This is a genomic window from Enterococcus sp. AZ129, from assembly GCF_051714505.1.
GTDB lineage: Bacteria > Bacillota > Bacilli > Lactobacillales > Enterococcaceae > Enterococcus > Enterococcus faecalis.
On the sequence record NZ_JBIORY010000001.1, the window covers coordinates 220,001 to 237,753 of the forward strand.

The 17,753-nt window shown below is 39.1% G+C and carries 17 protein-coding genes and 15 tRNA genes (1 of these 32 cut by a window edge); 29 read left to right on the plus strand and 3 right to left on the minus strand.

All coding sequences use genetic code 11. The features are described 5' to 3' along the window. The 21 genes from IGJ90_RS01100 to IGJ90_RS01200 all read left to right on the plus strand — a co-directional run. Positions 1–10, plus strand: a tRNA-Ile gene (locus IGJ90_RS01100); it begins 64 nt to the left of the window's first position. Between the two features lie 33 nt (positions 11–43). After that, positions 44–133, plus strand: a tRNA-Ser gene (locus IGJ90_RS01105). 33 nt (positions 134–166) lie between these two features. Beyond that, positions 167–240: transfer RNA gene (locus IGJ90_RS01110), tRNA-Met, on the plus strand. 38 nt (positions 241–278) lie between these two features. Next, positions 279–355 (plus strand) — tRNA-Asp (locus tag IGJ90_RS01115). 1 nt (position 356) lies between these two features. Further along, positions 357–427, plus strand: a tRNA-Gly gene (locus IGJ90_RS01120). A gap of 9 nt (positions 428–436) precedes the next feature. Beyond that, positions 437–510: transfer RNA gene (locus tag IGJ90_RS01125), tRNA-Ile, on the plus strand. A 14-nt stretch (positions 511–524) separates the two neighbouring features. Then, positions 525–596: transfer RNA gene (locus tag IGJ90_RS01130), tRNA-Glu, on the plus strand. A gap of 12 nt (positions 597–608) precedes the next feature. Beyond that, a tRNA-Ser gene (locus IGJ90_RS01135) sits at positions 609–698 on the plus strand. 33 nt (positions 699–731) lie between these two features. Continuing rightward, positions 732–805, plus strand: a tRNA-Met gene (locus IGJ90_RS01140). A gap of 48 nt (positions 806–853) precedes the next feature. Beyond that, positions 854–927 (plus strand) — tRNA-Asp (locus IGJ90_RS01145). A gap of 5 nt (positions 928–932) precedes the next feature. Next, positions 933–1,005, plus strand: a tRNA-Phe gene (locus IGJ90_RS01150). A 14-nt stretch (positions 1,006–1,019) separates the two neighbouring features. Continuing rightward, positions 1,020–1,090 (plus strand) — tRNA-Gly (locus tag IGJ90_RS01155). Positions 1,091–1,103: 13 nt separating this feature from the next. Further along, positions 1,104–1,177, plus strand: a tRNA-Ile gene (locus tag IGJ90_RS01160). Positions 1,178–1,187: 10 nt separating this feature from the next. Then, positions 1,188–1,275: transfer RNA gene (locus IGJ90_RS01165), tRNA-Ser, on the plus strand. 15 nt (positions 1,276–1,290) lie between these two features. After that, positions 1,291–1,362 (plus strand) — tRNA-Glu (locus IGJ90_RS01170). A gap of 242 nt (positions 1,363–1,604) precedes the next feature. Then, positions 1,605–2,447 carry a BglG family transcription antiterminator LicT gene (gene licT / locus IGJ90_RS01175; RefSeq protein ID WP_002355181.1) on the plus strand — a complete coding sequence of 281 codons (843 nt, stop codon included), beginning with the start codon at positions 1,605–1,607 and terminating at the stop codon, positions 2,445–2,447. 73 nt (positions 2,448–2,520) lie between these two features. Then, positions 2,521–4,419: a beta-glucoside-specific PTS transporter subunit IIABC gene (locus tag IGJ90_RS01180; protein ID WP_002361131.1), complete on the plus strand. Its 1,899-nt coding sequence runs from the start codon at positions 2,521–2,523 to the stop codon at positions 4,417–4,419. A gap of 23 nt (positions 4,420–4,442) precedes the next feature. Further along, entirely contained in the window at positions 4,443–5,873 is a 1,431-nt protein-coding gene (locus IGJ90_RS01185) for a 6-phospho-beta-glucosidase (RefSeq protein ID WP_002355183.1), read from the plus strand. 122 nt (positions 5,874–5,995) lie between these two features. Further along, the gene (locus IGJ90_RS01190; RefSeq protein WP_002366048.1) at positions 5,996–7,462 is read left to right on the plus strand and encodes a glycoside hydrolase family 1 protein; all 1,467 of its coding nucleotides are present in this window, start codon (positions 5,996–5,998) and stop codon (positions 7,460–7,462) included. A 20-nt stretch (positions 7,463–7,482) separates the two neighbouring features. Next, positions 7,483–8,301, plus strand: a complete 819-nt coding sequence (locus tag IGJ90_RS01195) for a histidine phosphatase family protein (protein WP_002358330.1) — start codon at positions 7,483–7,485, stop codon at positions 8,299–8,301. A gap of 137 nt (positions 8,302–8,438) precedes the next feature. Continuing rightward, a complete protein-coding gene (locus IGJ90_RS01200) occupies positions 8,439–9,182 on the plus strand; it encodes an alpha/beta hydrolase (protein ID WP_438767434.1) in 744 nt (247 codons plus the stop codon). Between the two features lie 17 nt (positions 9,183–9,199). On the opposite strand, the gene IGJ90_RS01205 is transcribed toward IGJ90_RS01200, so the two are convergent. Continuing rightward, positions 9,200–9,793: a bifunctional transcriptional activator/DNA repair enzyme AdaA gene (locus IGJ90_RS01205; RefSeq protein ID WP_016627741.1), complete on the minus strand. Its 594-nt coding sequence runs from the start codon at positions 9,791–9,793 to the stop codon at positions 9,200–9,202. A gap of 111 nt (positions 9,794–9,904) precedes the next feature. Here IGJ90_RS01205 and IGJ90_RS01210 point away from each other — a divergent pair, with 111 nt between their 5' ends. The 5 genes from IGJ90_RS01210 to IGJ90_RS01230 all read left to right on the plus strand — a co-directional run bounded on the left by IGJ90_RS01210 (position 9,905) and on the right by IGJ90_RS01230 (position 13,129). Beyond that, positions 9,905–10,396 (plus strand): methylated-DNA--[protein]-cysteine S-methyltransferase, encoded by a 492-nt coding sequence (locus tag IGJ90_RS01210; RefSeq protein ID WP_438767436.1) that lies wholly within the window; start codon positions 9,905–9,907, stop codon positions 10,394–10,396. Positions 10,397–10,408: 12 nt separating this feature from the next. Further along, positions 10,409–10,921 carry a DNA-3-methyladenine glycosylase I gene (locus IGJ90_RS01215; RefSeq protein ID WP_002355189.1) on the plus strand — a complete coding sequence of 171 codons (513 nt, stop codon included), beginning with the start codon at positions 10,409–10,411 and terminating at the stop codon, positions 10,919–10,921. A 12-nt stretch (positions 10,922–10,933) separates the two neighbouring features. Beyond that, positions 10,934–11,608, plus strand: a complete 675-nt coding sequence (locus IGJ90_RS01220) for an HD domain-containing protein (protein WP_192177133.1) — start codon at positions 10,934–10,936, stop codon at positions 11,606–11,608. A 142-nt stretch (positions 11,609–11,750) separates the two neighbouring features. Next, positions 11,751–12,686: a cation diffusion facilitator family transporter gene (locus IGJ90_RS01225; RefSeq protein ID WP_002355191.1), complete on the plus strand. Its 936-nt coding sequence runs from the start codon at positions 11,751–11,753 to the stop codon at positions 12,684–12,686. Positions 12,687–12,715: 29 nt separating this feature from the next. Further along, positions 12,716–13,129, plus strand: coding sequence for a DUF4809 family protein (locus IGJ90_RS01230; protein ID WP_197081597.1), 414 nt, complete (start codon positions 12,716–12,718; stop codon positions 13,127–13,129). A 98-nt stretch (positions 13,130–13,227) separates the two neighbouring features. Here IGJ90_RS01230 and fabI read toward each other — a convergent pair whose 3' ends face one another. Then, entirely contained in the window at positions 13,228–13,980 is a 753-nt protein-coding gene (gene fabI / locus IGJ90_RS01235) for an enoyl-ACP reductase FabI (protein WP_002358338.1), read from the minus strand. Positions 13,981–14,277: 297 nt separating this feature from the next. Between fabI and fabF the strand changes: the two genes are divergently transcribed. From fabF to IGJ90_RS01250, 3 genes are all read left to right on the plus strand, one after another. Beyond that, positions 14,278–15,516, plus strand: coding sequence for a beta-ketoacyl-ACP synthase II (gene fabF / locus IGJ90_RS01240; protein ID WP_002373165.1), 1,239 nt, complete (start codon positions 14,278–14,280; stop codon positions 15,514–15,516). Between the two features lies 1 nt (position 15,517). Then, on the plus strand, positions 15,518–15,952 hold the full coding sequence (gene fabZ / locus IGJ90_RS01245) for a 3-hydroxyacyl-ACP dehydratase FabZ (protein ID WP_002355197.1): 435 nt from the start codon (positions 15,518–15,520) through the stop codon (positions 15,950–15,952). 144 nt (positions 15,953–16,096) lie between these two features. Beyond that, positions 16,097–17,065 (plus strand): dihydroorotate oxidase, encoded by a 969-nt coding sequence (locus IGJ90_RS01250; protein ID WP_438767439.1) that lies wholly within the window; start codon positions 16,097–16,099, stop codon positions 17,063–17,065. Between the two features lie 39 nt (positions 17,066–17,104). Here the strand turns inward: IGJ90_RS01250 and IGJ90_RS01255 are convergent, their stop codons facing one another. After that, positions 17,105–17,752, minus strand: a complete 648-nt coding sequence (locus tag IGJ90_RS01255; RefSeq protein WP_002361142.1) for a FusB/FusC family EF-G-binding protein — start codon at positions 17,750–17,752, stop codon at positions 17,105–17,107. Position 17,753 lies beyond the last annotated feature (1 nt).

The following is a 17,753-nucleotide window of genomic DNA, read 5'->3' on the forward strand; positions in this document are numbered from 1 at the left end:
ACAAGGTCCATTGTGACGTTGTTTATAGTTTTATTTTTATCATGGAGGATTACCCAAGTCCGGCTGAAGGGAACGGTCTTGAAAACCGTCAGGCGGGTAAAACCGTGCAAGGGTTCGAATCCCTTATCCTCCTTTCTTAGGAATTAAATTTCCTTAGTCTAATTATCGCGGGGTGGAGCAGTCAGGTAGCTCGTCGGGCTCATAACCCGAAGGTCGTAGGTTCAAATCCTGCCCCCGCAATTGCTTTTGATTTCAAAAGCACATAAAAAGAAAAGTATGGTTTGGTAGTTCAGCTGGTTAGAATGCCTGCCTGTCACGCAGGAGGTCGCGGGTTCGAGTCCCGTCCAGACCGCCATGCGGGTGTAGTTTAGTGGTAAAACCACAGCCTTCCAAGCTGTTGTCGCGAGTTCGATTCTCGTCACCCGCTTTTCTTTTTGGGCCTATAGCTCAGCTGGTTAGAGCGCACGCCTGATAAGCGTGAGGTCGATGGTTCGAGTCCATTTAGGCCCATAATTTTATAAAATGGCCCGTTGGTCAAGCGGTTAAGACACCGCCCTTTCACGGCGGTAACACGGGTTCGAGTCCCGTACGGGTCATAGTTTTGTTACGGAGGATTACCCAAGTCCGGCTGAAGGGAACGGTCTTGAAAACCGTCAGGCGGGTAAAACCGTGCAAGGGTTCGAATCCCTTATCCTCCTTTCTTAGGAATCAAATTTCCTTAGTCTAATTATCGCGGGGTGGAGCAGTCAGGTAGCTCGTCGGGCTCATAACCCGAAGGTCGTAGGTTCAAATCCTGCCCCCGCAATTGCTTTTATTTTTTAAAGCATACATTTGCATAAAGCAAAAACGAATTGGTTTGGTAGTTCAGCTGGTTAGAATGCCTGCCTGTCACGCAGGAGGTCGCGGGTTCGAGTCCCGTCCAGACCGTTTTTGGCTCGGTAGCTCAGTTGGTAGAGCAATGGATTGAAGCTCCATGTGTCGGCAGTTCGATTCTGTCCCGCGCCATCCAAGAAAAATTTGCGGGTGTAGTTTAGTGGTAAAACCACAGCCTTCCAAGCTGTTGTCGCGAGTTCGATTCTCGTCACCCGCTTTTTTCTTATTTGGGGCCTATAGCTCAGCTGGTTAGAGCGCACGCCTGATAAGCGTGAGGTCGATGGTTCGAGTCCATTTAGGCCCATTTATTTCTTGGGGAAGTACTCAAGTGGCTGAAGAGGCGCCCCTGCTAAGGGTGTAGGTCGGGAAACCGGCGCGAGGGTTCAAATCCCTCCTTCTCCGTTTTTTCTTTTTAATGGCCCGTTGGTCAAGCGGTTAAGACACCGCCCTTTCACGGCGGTAACACGGGTTCGAGTCCCGTACGGGTCATAGTGAAGCATACAAACAATGTTTGTATGCTTTTTTTATTTTTATTACAAAAAAATGTCGTTGAAAGCGTTGACATTTGTTGTAAATATGTTATTCTTTGGATGTAGGGATAAGTAAATAGATGGATAGTGATTGTTTAAAGACAAGCTAAACCTAATTTTTTCATGAAGCGACAGGTGTGTCGTTCTTTTTGAAGAAATTGGGTTTTTCTTTTTTCAACGAAACACAAAGGAGGTGGGGCATTGATTATTCACAAAATTTTAAACAATAATGTGGTTATTACATTAGATGATGATAAACGAGAGCAAATTGTTATGGGCAAAGGAATTGCTTTTAAGAAACGCATTGGTGATTGGGTTCCTGATGAAAGTATCGATCAAGTTTTTTATTTAGCCAATCAAGAAACATCACTTAAGTTTCAAGAATTGTTAGGAAATATTCCTTTAGAGATGATGAAACTCTCGGATGACATTATTGTTTATGCAAAATCAACGTTGAAAAAGAGTTTGAATGATACCATTTATATTTCTCTGACGGATCATTTGTACACAGCTTTAGAAAGAAAAAAACAAGGAATTGCAATTAAGAATTTATTATTATGGGATATTAAACGTTTTTTTCCTGAAGAGTACGAAGTAGGAGTAAATGCTTTAAAAATGGTACAAAAGCGCGTAGGAATGGAATTGTCAACGGATGAGGCAGGTTTTATCGCATTGCACTTGGTGAATGCGGAGATGGAGGAAGAAGTCGGTAATATTTATGAATTGACAAAGTTGATGCAAGAGATTACAAATATCGTCAAATACTATTTTAAGGTAAGTTTTGATGAAGACTCTGTCTACTTTTATCGATTTAGCACACATTTAAAATTTTTCTGTTATCGCTTATTACACCAACGTGAAGTTGTCGAAAATGATGATGAAGAACTGTATGCGGTAATTAAAAAGAAATATCTCAACGCCTATCGTTGCGTGGAAAAGATCAGCTTGTATTTAAATGAGAACTATGACTATCAAGTTTCAAATGAAGAACGCTTGTACCTAACGATTCACATTGCACGAATTGTACAAACAACGGAACAATAAACGCACCACTTTGGATAGTGACATTCAGTTGGCTAAACCTTCAAATGAAAATAAATTTTTGGAGGAAAAAAAGATGGGAAAATATCATGAACTAGCAGAAAAAATTGTAAAAAATGTCGGTGGGCAAGAGAATATTAATAGTTTGACACATTGTATCACACGTCTTCGCTTCAAATTAAAAGATGAGAGTCAAGCGAATGATGATGTCTTAAAAAATATGGACGGTGTGGTAACTGTTATGAAAAGCGGTGGACAATACCAAGTCGTTATTGGGAACCATGTTCCAGCCGTTTACGAAGAAGTAGTTAGTATTGCAGGCTTGTCAGGAGAACGTGAAGAAGAAGCTTCCAGTGGGAATTTATTTGATCGCTTAATAGATATTTTAAGTGGTTGTTTCCAACCCTTTTTAGGGGCGTTAGCAGCGGCTGGGATGGTCAAAGGGTTAAATGCCTTATTGGTTTTCTTAAAGCTCTATACGGCTACGTCAGGGACTTATACCATGTTAAATGGGATTGGCGATGCAATTTTCTACTTTATGCCAGTTATTTTAGGTTATACAGCAGCTAAAAAATTCCGGTTGCATCCAATGGTAGGGATCGTGATTGGCGCAGCTTTATGTTACCCAACGATTCAAGGAAGTGCATTACAAACGGCCTTTGAAACAACAGCGGGTGCGGGAGCCGCAGCGCCGTATAATTTATTCGGCTTACCTGCCTATGATACATTTATGGGGATTCCTTGGGTCGGTGCGAACTATACAAGTAGTGTCGTACCAATCATCTTCATTATTGCTTTTGCGGCACAAGTTCAAAAAGTGTTTAAACGTATTATTCCAGAAGTTGTTCAAACGTTCTTAGTACCGTTTTTCGTCTTGTTGATTGCCTTACCAATTGGTTTCTTAGTAATTGGGCCAATCGTTAGCATGCTAACAGATTTATTAAGCGCTGGCTTTACAGCATTAATGAGTTTCTCACCAGCTTTGTATGGTTTGATTCTTGGTTTCTTCTGGCAAGTCTTAGTTATTTTTGGTTTACATTGGAGCGTTGTGCCATTAGCTATTATGCAAGTGACACAAGAAGGTTCAAGCCAAGTATTAACGGGATCATTTGCAGCTAGTTTTGCGCAAACAGCAGTTGTTTTAGCGATGTTCTTCAAATTGAAAGATAAAAAGTTAAAAGCTTTGTGTCCGCCAGCAATTATCTCTGGTATTTTTGGTGTAACAGAGCCAGCAATTTATGGAATCACTTTACCAAAAAAATGGCCATTTATTTATTCAATGATTGGTGGCGCTGTCGGTGGTTTATATTTGATGATCAACAATGTGACAGCTTATACAATGGGTGGTTTAGGAATTTTCGGTGTGCTAAACTTTATCAATGGTGATGATGCAAGTGGGATGATCCAGTCCTTTATTGCAATTGCCATTGCAGCGGTCGTTGGTTTTGGTCTAACATTCTTCTTCTGGAAAGACAATACAGTTGAGGAAGAAGAAGTGATTATTGATAAAACAACGATTAAAAAAGAAAATATTACAAGTCCAGTCAAAGGACGAGTGTTATCTTTAAAAAATGCAGAGGATCCTGCTTTTGCAAATGGAGCATTAGGAAATGGGGTCGTGATTGAACCAACGGAAGGTAAAGTGGTTGCACCCTTTGATGGAACGATTGTCACACTATTCCCAACAAAACATGCATTAGGTTTGATTTCAGATAACGGCACAGAATTATTGATTCATATTGGGATTGATACAGTTCAATTAGAAGGCGAAGGCTTTGAAGCTTTTGTAAAACAAGGTGACCGCGTGAAAAAAGGTCAAACATTAGTAACCTTTGATTTAGAAGGAATTAAAAAAGCTGGGTTTAGTACACAAATTCCAATCGTTGTGACGAATACAGCGGATTATTTAGATATTTTGGAAGTCGGCAGTAATGAAGTTTCAACAAGTGATGATTTGCTGACCGCTTTAATATAAAAAGATGTGGAGGAAGAGAATTTATGGCATTTAGAAAAGACTTTTTATGGGGTGGCGCAACAGCAGCCAATCAATGTGAAGGTGGCTATAACGAAGGCGGACGCGGTTTGGCAAACGTCGATTTAGCGCCAACGGGTCCAGATCGTTTTCCAGTAATCACTGGTGAAAAGAAAATGTTTAACTTTGATGAAGAACATTTCTATCCTGCACAAGAGGCGATTGATATGTATCATCGCTATAAAGAAGATATCGCCTTGTTTGGTGAAATGGGTTTTAAAACATACCGTTTATCCATTGCTTGGAGTCGAATTTTTCCAATGGGAGATGAAACAGAGCCGAATGAAGAAGGCTTGAAGTTCTATGAAGACTTATTCAAAGAATGTCATAAATATGGGATTGAGCCACTAGTAACGATTACACACTTTGACTGCCCAATGCACTTAGTGGAAGAATATGGCGCTTGGCGTAGTCGTAAGTTAGTAGGTTTCTATGAAAATCTTTGCCGTGTAATTTTCAACCGATATAAAGGATTAGTCAAATATTGGTTAACATTTAACGAAATTAATATGATTTTACATGCACCATTTATGGGAGCAGGTCTATACTTTGAAGAAGGCGAAAACAAAGAACAAGTGAAATACCAAGCGGCCCATCATGAACTACTAGCAAGTGCAATTGCGACAAAAATTGCTCATGAGGTAGATCCTGAAAACCAAGTAGGTTGTATGTTAGCGGCTGGTTCCAACTACGCTTATACTTGTAAACCAGAAGATGTTTTCGCTGCTCGACAAGCAGATCGTGAAAATTATTTCTTTATTGATGTCCAATCACGTGGGGAATACCCTGCGTATGCTTTAAAAGAAATGGCCCGTAAAGGTATTCAAATTGAAATGGAAGAAGGCGACGAAGAACTTTTAAAAGAACATACGGTGGACTTCATTTCGTTCTCTTATTATTCTTCTCGTGTCACATCAACAGATCCAGAAATTAATGAACAAACAGCTGGTAACATCTTTGCCTCTGTGAAAAATCCTTATTTAAAAGCTAGTGAATGGGGTTGGCAAATTGATCCGCTTGGTTTGAGAATTACGATGAATGATTTATATGATCGTTATCAAAAACCACTATTCATTGTTGAAAATGGCTTAGGAGCGGTAGACACACCAGACGAAAATGGTTATGTAGTCGATGATTATCGTATCGATTATTTGGCAGCGCATATTCAAGCGATGAAAGATGCTGTTGAACAAGATGGTGTCGACTTGTTAGGCTATACGACTTGGGGCTGTATTGATTTAGTATCAGCTGGAACAGGTGAAATGAAAAAACGCTATGGCTTTATCTATGTGGATCGCGATAACGAAGGAAATGGTACGTTAAAACGAAGCAAGAAGAAATCGTTTGATTGGTACAAAAAAGTAATCGCAACAAATGGTGAAGATTTAAGTAATTAATAAAATCAGCAACTATTAAAGGGCGTTTGACGTTGGCAGAAAAAACAAGGACTCTTCTGCCAGCGTCAATTCCCTTGATGGTTTCTTTGTGATGCCTAAAAACAGAGGGAAAGAGGGATTTTATGGGATTTCCAGAAAATTTTTTATGGGGCGGTGCAACAGCTGCTAACCAATATGAAGGTGGCTATCTTTCAGGAGGCAAAGGTCTGAGTACATTAGATGCAATTACTGGTGGTAGTCAAACAGAACCGCGACGGATTACGTATTTAACTAAAGAGGGCCAAAAAGCTTCGTGTACGCGCGATCAAGCATTACCCGAAGGAGCGATTGGCTATATCGATGAAGAGTTATACTACCCTAGTCATGTAGCGACGGACTTTTACCATCATTACGAAGAAGATATCGCCTTATTTGCAGAAATGGGTTTCAAATGTTTTCGGCTGTCTATCGCCTGGAGCCGGATTTGCCCAAATGGAACAAAAGAGATTAATGAAGAAGGCTTAGCCTTTTATGATAAAGTTTTTGATGCTTTGCTGCGCCATGGAATTGAGCCCGTTGTGACGATTAACCATTTTGATATTCCGATGTATTTGGCCGATGAATATGATGGTTGGAAAAATCGTGAAGTGATTGATTTCTTTGTTTTCTTTTGCGAAACCATTTTTACACGTTATCAGGATAAAGTGAAGTATTGGATGACTTTTAATGAAATTAATTTTTTAAGAAGTTGGACGCAAATTGGGATTCACAATAATGATAAACAAAGTAAATATCAAGCAGCGCATCATCTATTTGTAGCAAGTGCGAAAGCAGTTGAATTGGGACATTCCATCAATCCAGATTTCCAGATTGGTATGATGGTGGCTTATATACCGAGTTATCCTTTGTCCTGCAAACCTGAGGACGTGATGGCAGCTGTTCAATTTAACCGAGAGCAAGAATTTTATATGGATGTCCAGGCTAAGGGATATTATCCAGCGCATAAGCTCAAAGAATTTGAGCGTGAAGGAATGACAATTCAAATGGAGTCAGAGGATTTAGCGATTATTCAAAAAGGAACAGTTGATTATATCGGGTTTAGTTATTATATGTCGACTGTTTCGACTGCTTATCCCGAAGAAGTAAAATATGTCGGAGGCAACCAAATGCCTGCGGTTAAAAATCCTTATTTGCAAGAATCTGAATGGGGCTGGGCTGTCGATCCTTTAGGGTTAAGAATTTCATTGTGTCAGTTGTCAGATCGTTACAATATGCCATTGTTTGTGGTTGAAAACGGGTTCGGTGCGGTGGATACATTGCAAGAGGATGGCTCGATTGTCGACGATTACCGCATTGATTATTTTAAACAACATATTGAAGCCATGAGAACCGCAGTAGAAGAAGACGGGGTTAACTTAATTGGTTATACGCCATGGGGTTGTATTGACTTAGTTTCAGCAGGGACTGGCGAAATGAAAAAACGTTACGGCTTTATCTATGTAGACATGGATGACCAAGGTCAGGGAACCTTGAAACGAACTAAGAAAAAATCATTTAATTGGTACAAACAAGTTATCGCTAGTAATGGTGAAAACTTAACAACTGAGTAGAAAATGAGGGGAAATAAAAAATGAAAAAACGATTGACGATTGTGGGGATGCTTTTTCTGGCCATTTTAGTAATGGTTGGTTGTGGTAAAAATCAGCAAGCAACGACAAAAGAAAAAGAGACAAAACCTGAAGAACTAACTCTTTACATTGTGCGCCATGGAAAAACTATGTTAAATACGACGGACCGCGTACAAGGATGGTCAGATGCGGTCTTAACACCAGAAGGTGAAAAAGTTGTGACCGCAACTGGAATTGGCCTGAAAGATGTTGCCTTTCAAAATGCATATAGTAGTGATAGTGGCCGCGCCTTGCAAACCGCTCAACTTATTTTAGATCAAAATAAAGCAGGCAAAGACCTTGAAGTCGTGCGTGACCCAGATTTACGTGAATTTAATTTTGGTAGCTATGAAGGGGATTTAAACAAGACAATGTGGCAGGATATTGCTGATGATCAAGGTGTTTCCTTAGAAGAATTTATGAAAAATATGACCCCTGAATCTTTTGCCAACAGTGTAGCTAAACTGGATCAACAGCGCGAGGAAAGCAAGAATAACTGGCCTGCAGAAGACTATGCTACAATTACCAAACGTTTGAAAAAAGGCTTAGATAAAATTGTTGCCACAGAATCAGCCAATCCCGGGAATGGCAATGTTTTAGTGGTCTCTCATGGCTTGAGTATTTCAGCGTTGTTAGCAACTTTATTTGATGATTTTAAAGTCCCAGAAGGCGGTTTGAAGAATGCTAGTGTTACAACGATTCATTACAAAAATGGCGAGTATACTTTGGATAAAGTCAATGATGTCAGCTACTTAGAAGCAGGCGAAAAAGAATCAAAATAATCTAAGGCATCGAGAAACAGTCTATTTAGGAGTTGGTGGAGCAACAGAAGGATTGCTTCACCAACTCCTATTGTTGTGTTCTTTTTTTATTAAGGGTAGAATCAGAAAGAAGAATTTTTTCATTGGGAGGAAATGAGATGAAAAATAGAACAAAATCACGCTGGAAAAAAATTGTCCTAGGACTTGGGCTTTTTTTAGTAATCTTAGTCATCGGTTTGACTATTTTTATTAAAAATAGTACGTATCAAGCAACCGATTCGGCCTTAAAAATAAGTCAAAGTGCCACGCAAGAAAAAAACTATGATTATTACACAAACGGGCAAAAAAATGATACAGCACTGATTTTTTATCCAGGTGCATTGGTTGCGCCCGCTAGTTATAGTGAATGGGCGCAAGAAGTTGCTACGAAAGGTTATGATGTCTATATTGTTCATTTTCCTTTGAATTTAGCGGTTCTTGCACCAAATGCTGCAGAACAAATTATAAAGGATCATCCACAACAAAACTTCGTTTTGGCTGGACATTCTCTGGGTGGTGTGATGGCTAGCCGTTTTGTAGCGGAAAATGAGCAACGAATCAAAGGCATGATTTATTTAGCTAGCTATCCTGACGAAAAAGGTGCACTAAACAAGCAAAATCTGCCGGTTCTGTCAATAACAGCCACAAACGATGGTGTTTTAAATTGGACTAGCTACCAAAAAGCCAAACAGTTTTTGCCAAAAGATACGCAGTATGTATCTATCGAAGGTGGGAATCATGCAGGGTTTGGTAATTACGGTGTCCAAAAAGGAGACAACAAAGCGACAATTTCTAATGAGCAACAGCAAACAGAAATCAGTCAAGTGATTGTAGCATGGCTACAATCACGCTCCAATAAATAATCCGATGAGCCGAAATGTTATTTTTTCGGCTCATTTTTACTGCGATAAACAGAGGGGGTTACGCCTGTTTCTTTTTTAAAAGTGGTGGCAAAATATGCTGCGGTTTGGAAGCCAACTTTTTTCGCGATTTGTTGAATCGTAAGGGGTGAATGGAGAAGCAATTCTTGGGCTTGCCTAATTCGGACACTTGTTAAATAAGCTGACGGGGTTTGTTTTGTCTGTTCCTTAAAGGTTCGCTGCAAATGAAAGGGACTACCGTGGCAGGCTTGCGCTAAATAGTCTAAACTTAAAGGTTCCGCTGAATGCCGATCAATAAATTGCTTAATTTGAGCAACCCATTCCTCGTTAGGAACGACTTGCCCGGTTGGTTGACATCTTTTACATGGACGAAAACCAAGTGTTAAAGCTTCCTGAGCCGTTTTGAAGATCAAAACGTGGTTCTTGTTGGGCACACGGGAAGGGCACGAAGGACGACAAAAAATTTTAGTTGTGGTCACACCATAAAAAAAATCACCATCAAATTGCGTATTATTATTTTGAATGGCTTCCCAACGTTTCTGAGTAAGTCGATACGTTGTTTTCATTGTAAGCACACCTCCCGTTTTCTTCATTGTAAAAGAATCCCTAATAAAAACAAGTAAAAAGTGATAGGAGCGCAAGATTTTGAAAGCCAAAAGAATTATAATGAAGATAAGAAAAACACGAGAAAGAAGTGTAGACATATGGCAAAAAAGATTTATTATGCGCAACAAGAATGGCAGAACGATCACTATTATCTTGGTGTGACAGACGCTGGACTAGCTTTTGTAGGTTCAGCCAATCAATCGATAGAAGAGCTGAAAAACTGGTACCCTCAAGCACAATTAGAAGCTTCTGAAAAGAAAACTGCGCCTTATAAAGAAGCATTAATAAGTTATCTTAACCAACATTCGACAACGTTTGCTTGCCCCCTAGACATCGAAGGAACGCCCTTTCAAAAAGAAGTTTGGCAGGCGTTGCAAGAAATCCCTTATGGTGAGACAATGACCTATCAAGAAATTTCAGAAAAAATTGGGCGTCCACGTGCGGTTCGAGCAGTTGGCACAGCGATTGGGAAAAATCCTTTATTAATGGTCATTCCTTGCCATCGAGTCATCGGCAGCAAGGGACAATTAACCGGTTACCGTGGTGGTTTAGCAATGAAACAAGCATTATTAACATTTGAACAGTCTTAAAAGGAGGCGGCGATGAACAACTATCAATGGTATACAGAACAATGGGGAAAACCGACAAGAGAGGATGATTTGCTGTTTTTATTGTTGACGGTGGGTGTTTTTCAAGTTGGGTTAAGTTGGAAAGCAGCAGCAGGGAAAAAAGTAGCATTCATGAAAAATTTTTGCCAAATGAAGCCGGAAAAAGTTGCCGCACTGTTGCCTGACGAAGTCGATCGAATAGTAGCTGATCCAGATATGATTCGCAATCGGCGCAAAATTGAAGCAACCATTAAAAATGCGCAAGCAATTTTAAAAGTACAAGAAGAATTTGGCAGTTTTGCCAATTATCTATGGCAATTTGTAAAAAACGTCCCCGTTTTATCTATTTATGAAGAAGCATACCAAGTCCCACGCACACAGCTTTTGTCAGATAACGTAGCAAAAGACTTAAAAAAAAGAGGATTTTCTTTTGTAGGTCCGATTGTCACCAATATGTTTCTGAAAGCTAGCGGGATTATCCAGGTGGAAATTTTAAATCCAGAATAAAGGAGTGTTAGGATGTTTGAAAATGAATCTCTTAGTTTTGAAGAACAAACAATTATTCAAGCAGCAGAGCGTTATGTTCAACAAGAATTAGCCAACGAAGCAAGTGGCCATGACTGGTGGCATATTTATCGAGTGACACAATTAGCAAAAACAATTGCAGAGAAAGAACAAGCAAATTTATTTTTATGTATATTAACAGCATTGTTACATGATATTGGCGATGAAAAATTTAACGAAAGTGAAGAGGCTGGCTTGCTAAAGGTGCAACAATGGTTGGAAGCAAATAACGTATCAACAGAGCAAACGAATCACATCCTTTCCATTATTGCTAATATGTCCTTTAAAGGAGGAAATACTGGGAAAACAGTCACTACATTAGAAGGAAAAGTGGTCCAGGATGCGGATCGATTAGATGCCATCGGTGCGATTGGAATTGCACGGGTGATGGCTTATTCGGGAAATAAAGGCCGTTTAATTCACGATCCTCACAAACAACCTCGTGAACAGTTAACCCAAGAAGAATACCGGAATGGGGAAGATACTGCTATTATGCATTTTTATGAGAAACTTTTAAAGTTAAAGGAACAAATGAATACAAATTATGGTCGCTTATTGGCGGAAAAGCGTCATCAATTTATGGAACTTTATCTGGAGGAATTTTATCAAGAGTGGGATGGATACCGATAAATGAGGGCCAACTAAAACAGTCAGTACATTTCTTTTTGAATTTTAAGAGAACTTTTTTTTACAAATACCTCAGAAGTGGTAAAATGATGGATGAATAAACGGGTGGTTTATCTTAGTTTTACGTTACATATAGGAGGTAATTATGGAGACAAAAAAATCGAGTGGCATGTTTGCAGTTATTGCCGCACTAATTGCGAATATTTTAGTAGCGATTAGTAAATTTGTTGGTTTTGCTTTAAGTGGTAGTACCGCTATGATGAATGAAAGTATCCACAGTGTCGTGGACTGTAGTAATCAGGTGTTATTACTTTTTGGGAATAAGCGCGCTTCTCGTGGACAAAGTGCGTTACATCAATTTGGAGAAGGCCGTGCAAAATACTTTTTTAGTACAATTGTTGCAACGATGCTCTTTTTTGGTGGGGGTGCGTTAGGCGTAATGGAGGCTATTCAGAAGTTACTGCATCCCTCTCACGAAGTAGAAAATGTGGCTATTGTCATTGGTATTTTAATTTTTGGTTTGCTTGTGGAAGGTAGCTCTTTGCGTGTAGCGATGAAAGAAATCAAAGAATTGAATACAGAGAAGTTATCGCTCTTAAAATTTTTGCGAGAAAGTCGTCACAGTGAAATTTTAATTATTTTTACGGAAGACTTTTGTGCGGTTATTGGTTTGTGTTTAGCTTTGGTGGGAACCCTTTTAACAATGGTAACTGGGATTGCTGCATTTGATGCTATCAGCGGCTTACTGATTGGTTTACTATTAATGTGTGCAGCCATTTTCTTAGCGAAAGAATTTTATAGTTTGATTATTGGTGAAAGTGTGACCGCTACAGATTTAGCAAAAATTAAAACCGCATTTGATCGGGCGGATGTTGAAAAACTAATTGATGTAAAAACCGTTCATTTAGGCCCAACTGAAATTTTAGTAGCGGCAAAAATTGATGTGGTAGAACCAATGGAAGAAGATGCACCTGATGTTGTGAATGCGATTGAACGAGACATTCGCAGTAAAATGCCTGATAAAAAAATCTATATCTATATTGAAGTTGACGATTATGATGTGAATTACGTTCGTAAATAACAAATGAAAGAATAACTTTAAAAAACAATATGGGGGAAGAAACGATGCAAGAGGCAATTATAACAAGTACAGTAGATTTAACCAGTGGTGGTTGCAACGCCTGTGGCTTAGTGGAAGATACCGTCTACACATTAGCAATGAATGGAGTGGACATTCCGTTAGATGGCTTGACTGTTGCTCATCTAGTTTCTGCTGTTGTTGCCAGAAATGGATTTAAACAGGAGCTGCAAATGGATATGCTAGATGACGAATATATCCTTTATCGAAAAGAAGACACAGCAGTAACCTTTAAAGAAATGTACAATCATTTAAGCTACGATAACGGTTCTGAAAAAATCCAATCTAAAAATAAACTGGAAGATTTACCAGAACTTTTTGAACAAGTCAATCAAATCCTAACAACTGTTTTTGGAATTGAAACTGTCAATTTTATTATAGAATAAAGTACAAAATAGAACAGAAATTGGACAATCAATGAGTGAAAGAGATCGTCCAATCTCTGTTTTTTAATGTATAAATAGAAAATAAAGACAAAAAATGATTAAGTTAAGTGAACGCCTTTATCGACATAAATGATGTCACCGACCACACCACTAGCTAGTTCACTGACTAAAAAGGCACAAGTGTTTCCGACTTCTTCAATGGTTACACCTGTTTTATCTGGTGTCCGCTCATTAGAAATACTAATCAATTGATCGTAGTCTTTTACACCAGTCACAGCCAATGTTTTAATCGCTCCTGCGGAGATTCCGTTGACACGAATTTTATCTGCAGCTAATTCAAAAGCTAAATATTTCACGGCAGTTTCTAAAGATGCTTTAGCAATCCCCATCATATTGTAGTTAGGAATCGCACGTTCGGAACCTAAATACGTCAATGTGACAATTCCTGAACCAGGATTTAACAAAGGTTTCGCATAATGAGTGACTGCTAAAAGAGAGTAGCTACTAATATCTTGTGCTAATAGGAAACCATCACGAGTGATGTCACTAACGTTTCCAGACAATTCTTCTTTTTTGGCAAAAGCAATCGCATGGACTAGTCCATCGATCGTGCCCACTTCATTTTTAATTGTTTCAAAGGCTGCTTGAATGGACGCATCAGAAGCAACATCGCACTCCACCAACAAATCATTTTCATCTGCTAATTTAACCACTTGCTTTTTCATGCGTTCGTTTTGATACGTATAAATAACATTGGCCCCTTGATCTTTTAATGCTTTTGCACAGCCCCAAGCAATACTTTTTTTGTTGGCAACACCCATTACGACGACATTCTTATTTTGTAAAAACATATAAAATCTCCTTTAATAAAAAATTTTTGTTGATAGAATAGGCTTTTCTTCATCAAAATGTAAAAGTTACATTTATTGAGTTGACGAATAAAATTTCAACTGGTATTATCTGTGTGAGAATGATAACAAAATCTTCTCAATTTTCTAATCTTGAAAAAAACAGACATTTTTCCTGATGTCTGAATTATTAACCAAAATACTTTGAAAGTCAAACTATTTTTCTTATTTTTTAAGAAAAAGTGCTGGAAACCGTATGAAATAATAGTTTGATAATCAAAATAAACTCGGAGGTACAGTATGAAAAGAGTGGTCATAACCGGCATGGGTGCCGTAACACCATTAGGCAATACGGTAAAAGAATTTTGGCATAATCTAGTGGATGGCAAGCTAGGAATTGGCAAAATTACTAAATTTGATTCTGAAGATACTGGGGTGGCTTTGGCTGGTGAAGTAAAAGAGTTTGACCCAAGTGCTGTTTTAGAACGCAAAGAGCAAAAAAGAATGGACTTATTTTCTCAATATGGCTTGGTCGCTGCTTTAGAAGCGTGGGAAATGAGTGGTTTAACAGAAGCAACGATTGACCCGACTCGTTTAGGTGTGATTGTCGGTAGTGGGATTGGCGGGATGACTACCTTACAAGACCAAGTACGGGTAATGGACAAAAAAGGCGCAAAACGCGTAACACCATTTTTCGTGCCCATGGTAATTGCTAATATGGCAGCGGGAAATATTTCGATTCGTTTAGGTGCAAAAGGACCTTCTCAAACTATCGTGACTGCTTGTGCTTCTGCGACGAATGCGATTGGTGAAGCTTTTCGCACGATTAAATATGGTTTAGCGGACATGATGGTAACTGGTGGGACAGAAGCCACAGTATGTGAAATTGGGATTGCCGGTTTTGCAGCATTAAATGCTTTAAATACAACAGAAGATGCGACTCGGGCTTCGATTCCTTTTGATAAAGAACGAAAAGGTTTTGTGATGGGTGAAGGCGCAGGAATGCTGATTTTAGAAGAACTCGAGCATGCACAGAAACGTGGCGCAACTATCTACGGCGAAATTGTTGGCTATGGCAGCAACTGTGATGCTAGCCACATGACCGCTCCTTTAAAAGACGGTAGTGGCGCGGCGGCTGCGATGGAAATGGCGATTGCGGAAGCAGGGATTACGCCGGAACAAATTGGGTATATCAATGCTCATGGTACGTCAACCCCAGCGAATGACGCTGCGGAAACAACGGCCATCAAGCGTGTCTTTGGTGAGCGAGCATCGCAAATTCCAATTTCAAGTACAAAGAGTATGACTGGACATTTATTGGGCGCGGCTGGCGGTATCGAAGCGATCGCTTGTGTGCAAACATTGCAAGAAGGAAAAGCTCATCCGACAGTAGGCTACCAAGTAGCTGATCCAGATTGTGATTTAGATTATGTCACAGAAGGTGCACGTGACATTACAGCGGACTATACAATTAGTAATTCGTTTGGCTTTGGTGGCCATAATGGTGTAATTTGCTTGAAGAAATGGGAGGAAAACTAGTATGAAAAAAGTAATGACTGCAACAGAAATTATGGAAATGATTCCTAATCGCTATCCGATTTGTTATATTGATTATGTGGATGAAATTATTCCAAATGAAAAGATTATTGCAACAAAAAATGTGACAATTAACGAAGAATTTTTCCAAGGACATTTCCCTGGAAATCCAACAATGCCAGGCGTTTTGATTATTGAAGCATTGGCACAAGTAGGTTCGATTTTAATCTTAAAAATGGATCAATTTGAAGGTGAAACGGCCTATATTGGCGGTATCAACAAGGCCAAATTCCGTCAAAAAGTGGTCCCTGGTGATGTCTTGAAATTACATTTTGAAATCGTCAAATTACGTGACTTTGTCGGCATCGGCAAAGCGACTGCTTATGTGGAAGATAAAAAGGTCTGCGAATGTGAATTGACGTTTATTGTGGGACGATAAGAATCAATCAATTTTGGATACGTTAGTTTCCCTAAGAAAAGGAATAAGTCACATTGGCTTATTCCTTTTTAAATTTATATAAATAACACTAACGCAAAAAAACATGCTATAATCATAAAAAGCTTACGTGAAGGTGGTAAGCTTATGAGTAAAACAATTTACAGGAGGGTTTTTCTTTTGGATATTTCAGTAGAGTTTTCGGGACATAAATTGGCGAATGTGTTAATGAACGCATCAGGCATTCATTGTATGACAATTAAGGAAATGGACGAGTTAGCGGCTTCTCAATCAGGTGCTTTTGTCGCTAAGACGGCAACACCTAATCCTCGTCAGGGCAATGAGGAGCCTCGGTATTTTGATACACCATTAGGAAGTATTAACTCAATGGGCTTGCCTAATTTAGGGATTGATTATTATTTAGATTATCAGATTGCACGTCAAAAGGAATTTCCTGAGGAGTTACGCTTTTTATCTGTATCTGGTATGAATTATGAGGAAAATATCGCTATTTTAAAAAAAGTGCAAGAAAGTGAATACACAGGAGTGACAGAATTTAATTTGTCTTGTCCCAATTTGCCTGGTAAACCGCAAATTGCTTATGATTTTGAATTAACAGAAAAGCTTTTAACAGAAGTTTTCCAATTTTTTACTAAACCATTAGGTGTAAAATTACCCCCATTTTTTGATATTGCACATTTTGACGCAATGGCTGAAATTTTAAATAAATTCCCTTTAGTATACGTGAATAGTATTAATAGCATCGGTAATGGTTTATATATTGACAGTGACAAGGAAGAAGTGGTCATTAAACCAAAAGGAGGTTTCGGTGGACTGGGCGGCGAATATGTCAAACCAACAGCGTTAGCCAATGTTCGTGCGTTTGCGCAACGTTTGAAACCAGAAATCAAAATTATTGGAACGGGCGGTATTACATGTGGAAAAGATGTTTTTGAGCATCTTTTATGTGGTGCGACATTAGTACAAGTCGGCACACAATTGCATCAAGAAGGTCCACAAGTTTTTGAGCGTCTAGCCAAAGAATTACAAGAAATCATGGCAGCAAAAGGTTATGAAAGTATTGAAGAATTTCGTGGGAAATTGAAAGAGATGTAACAAAAAAACCGTCAAGAAATTTTCTTGACGGTTTTTTTGTTATTTCACAGCCTTAACATTTTCCATAAAGGCTTCCAAATATTCAGGTTGTGTTAATTGTTGGTTACAGGTGTCGCTATCATGGCAAATGTAATTGCCTTTTTTCGTGTAGGTTCCGTCGCCGCCTGATTTGGTGGTAGCTAGGAACATAGACACATTCGTGATTGTTTGACAGATGGAGCAAACACCTTTAACAATGGTGGGTGAAAGGGTGCCGTGGACGCCGATTAATTTATTTTCTCGATACGCTAAGATAAATTTTTTCTGAGTCCCAGCGTCGTTCCAACCGACATAGGTATTGTTCCGTAAATCCATGTTTTCCCACTCAGGAATCTTTAACTTTTTCACTTTGCGAAAGACTTTCGTGACTTGTGGTGTTGAAGGTTCTTTAAAGGGCAACACGGTTTCTTTTAATTCATCTAAATATTTTTCAGCACGTGCGCGTGTTAAACGACGATCCATCACTTTGTCCAACAAAATCGTAACAGCAGGGTGTTCTTCTGGAAATAACCCATTGATTTTTTCGACACATAGGGCCTGGACAGTTTTGACAGTCGTAGCATCGTTAACAGACGTATAGGTGTTTAGTAACACAGCGACTTGTTCTTTAATTATGTTAAATTGGTAAGGTTGAATAGTTGGGTTCATG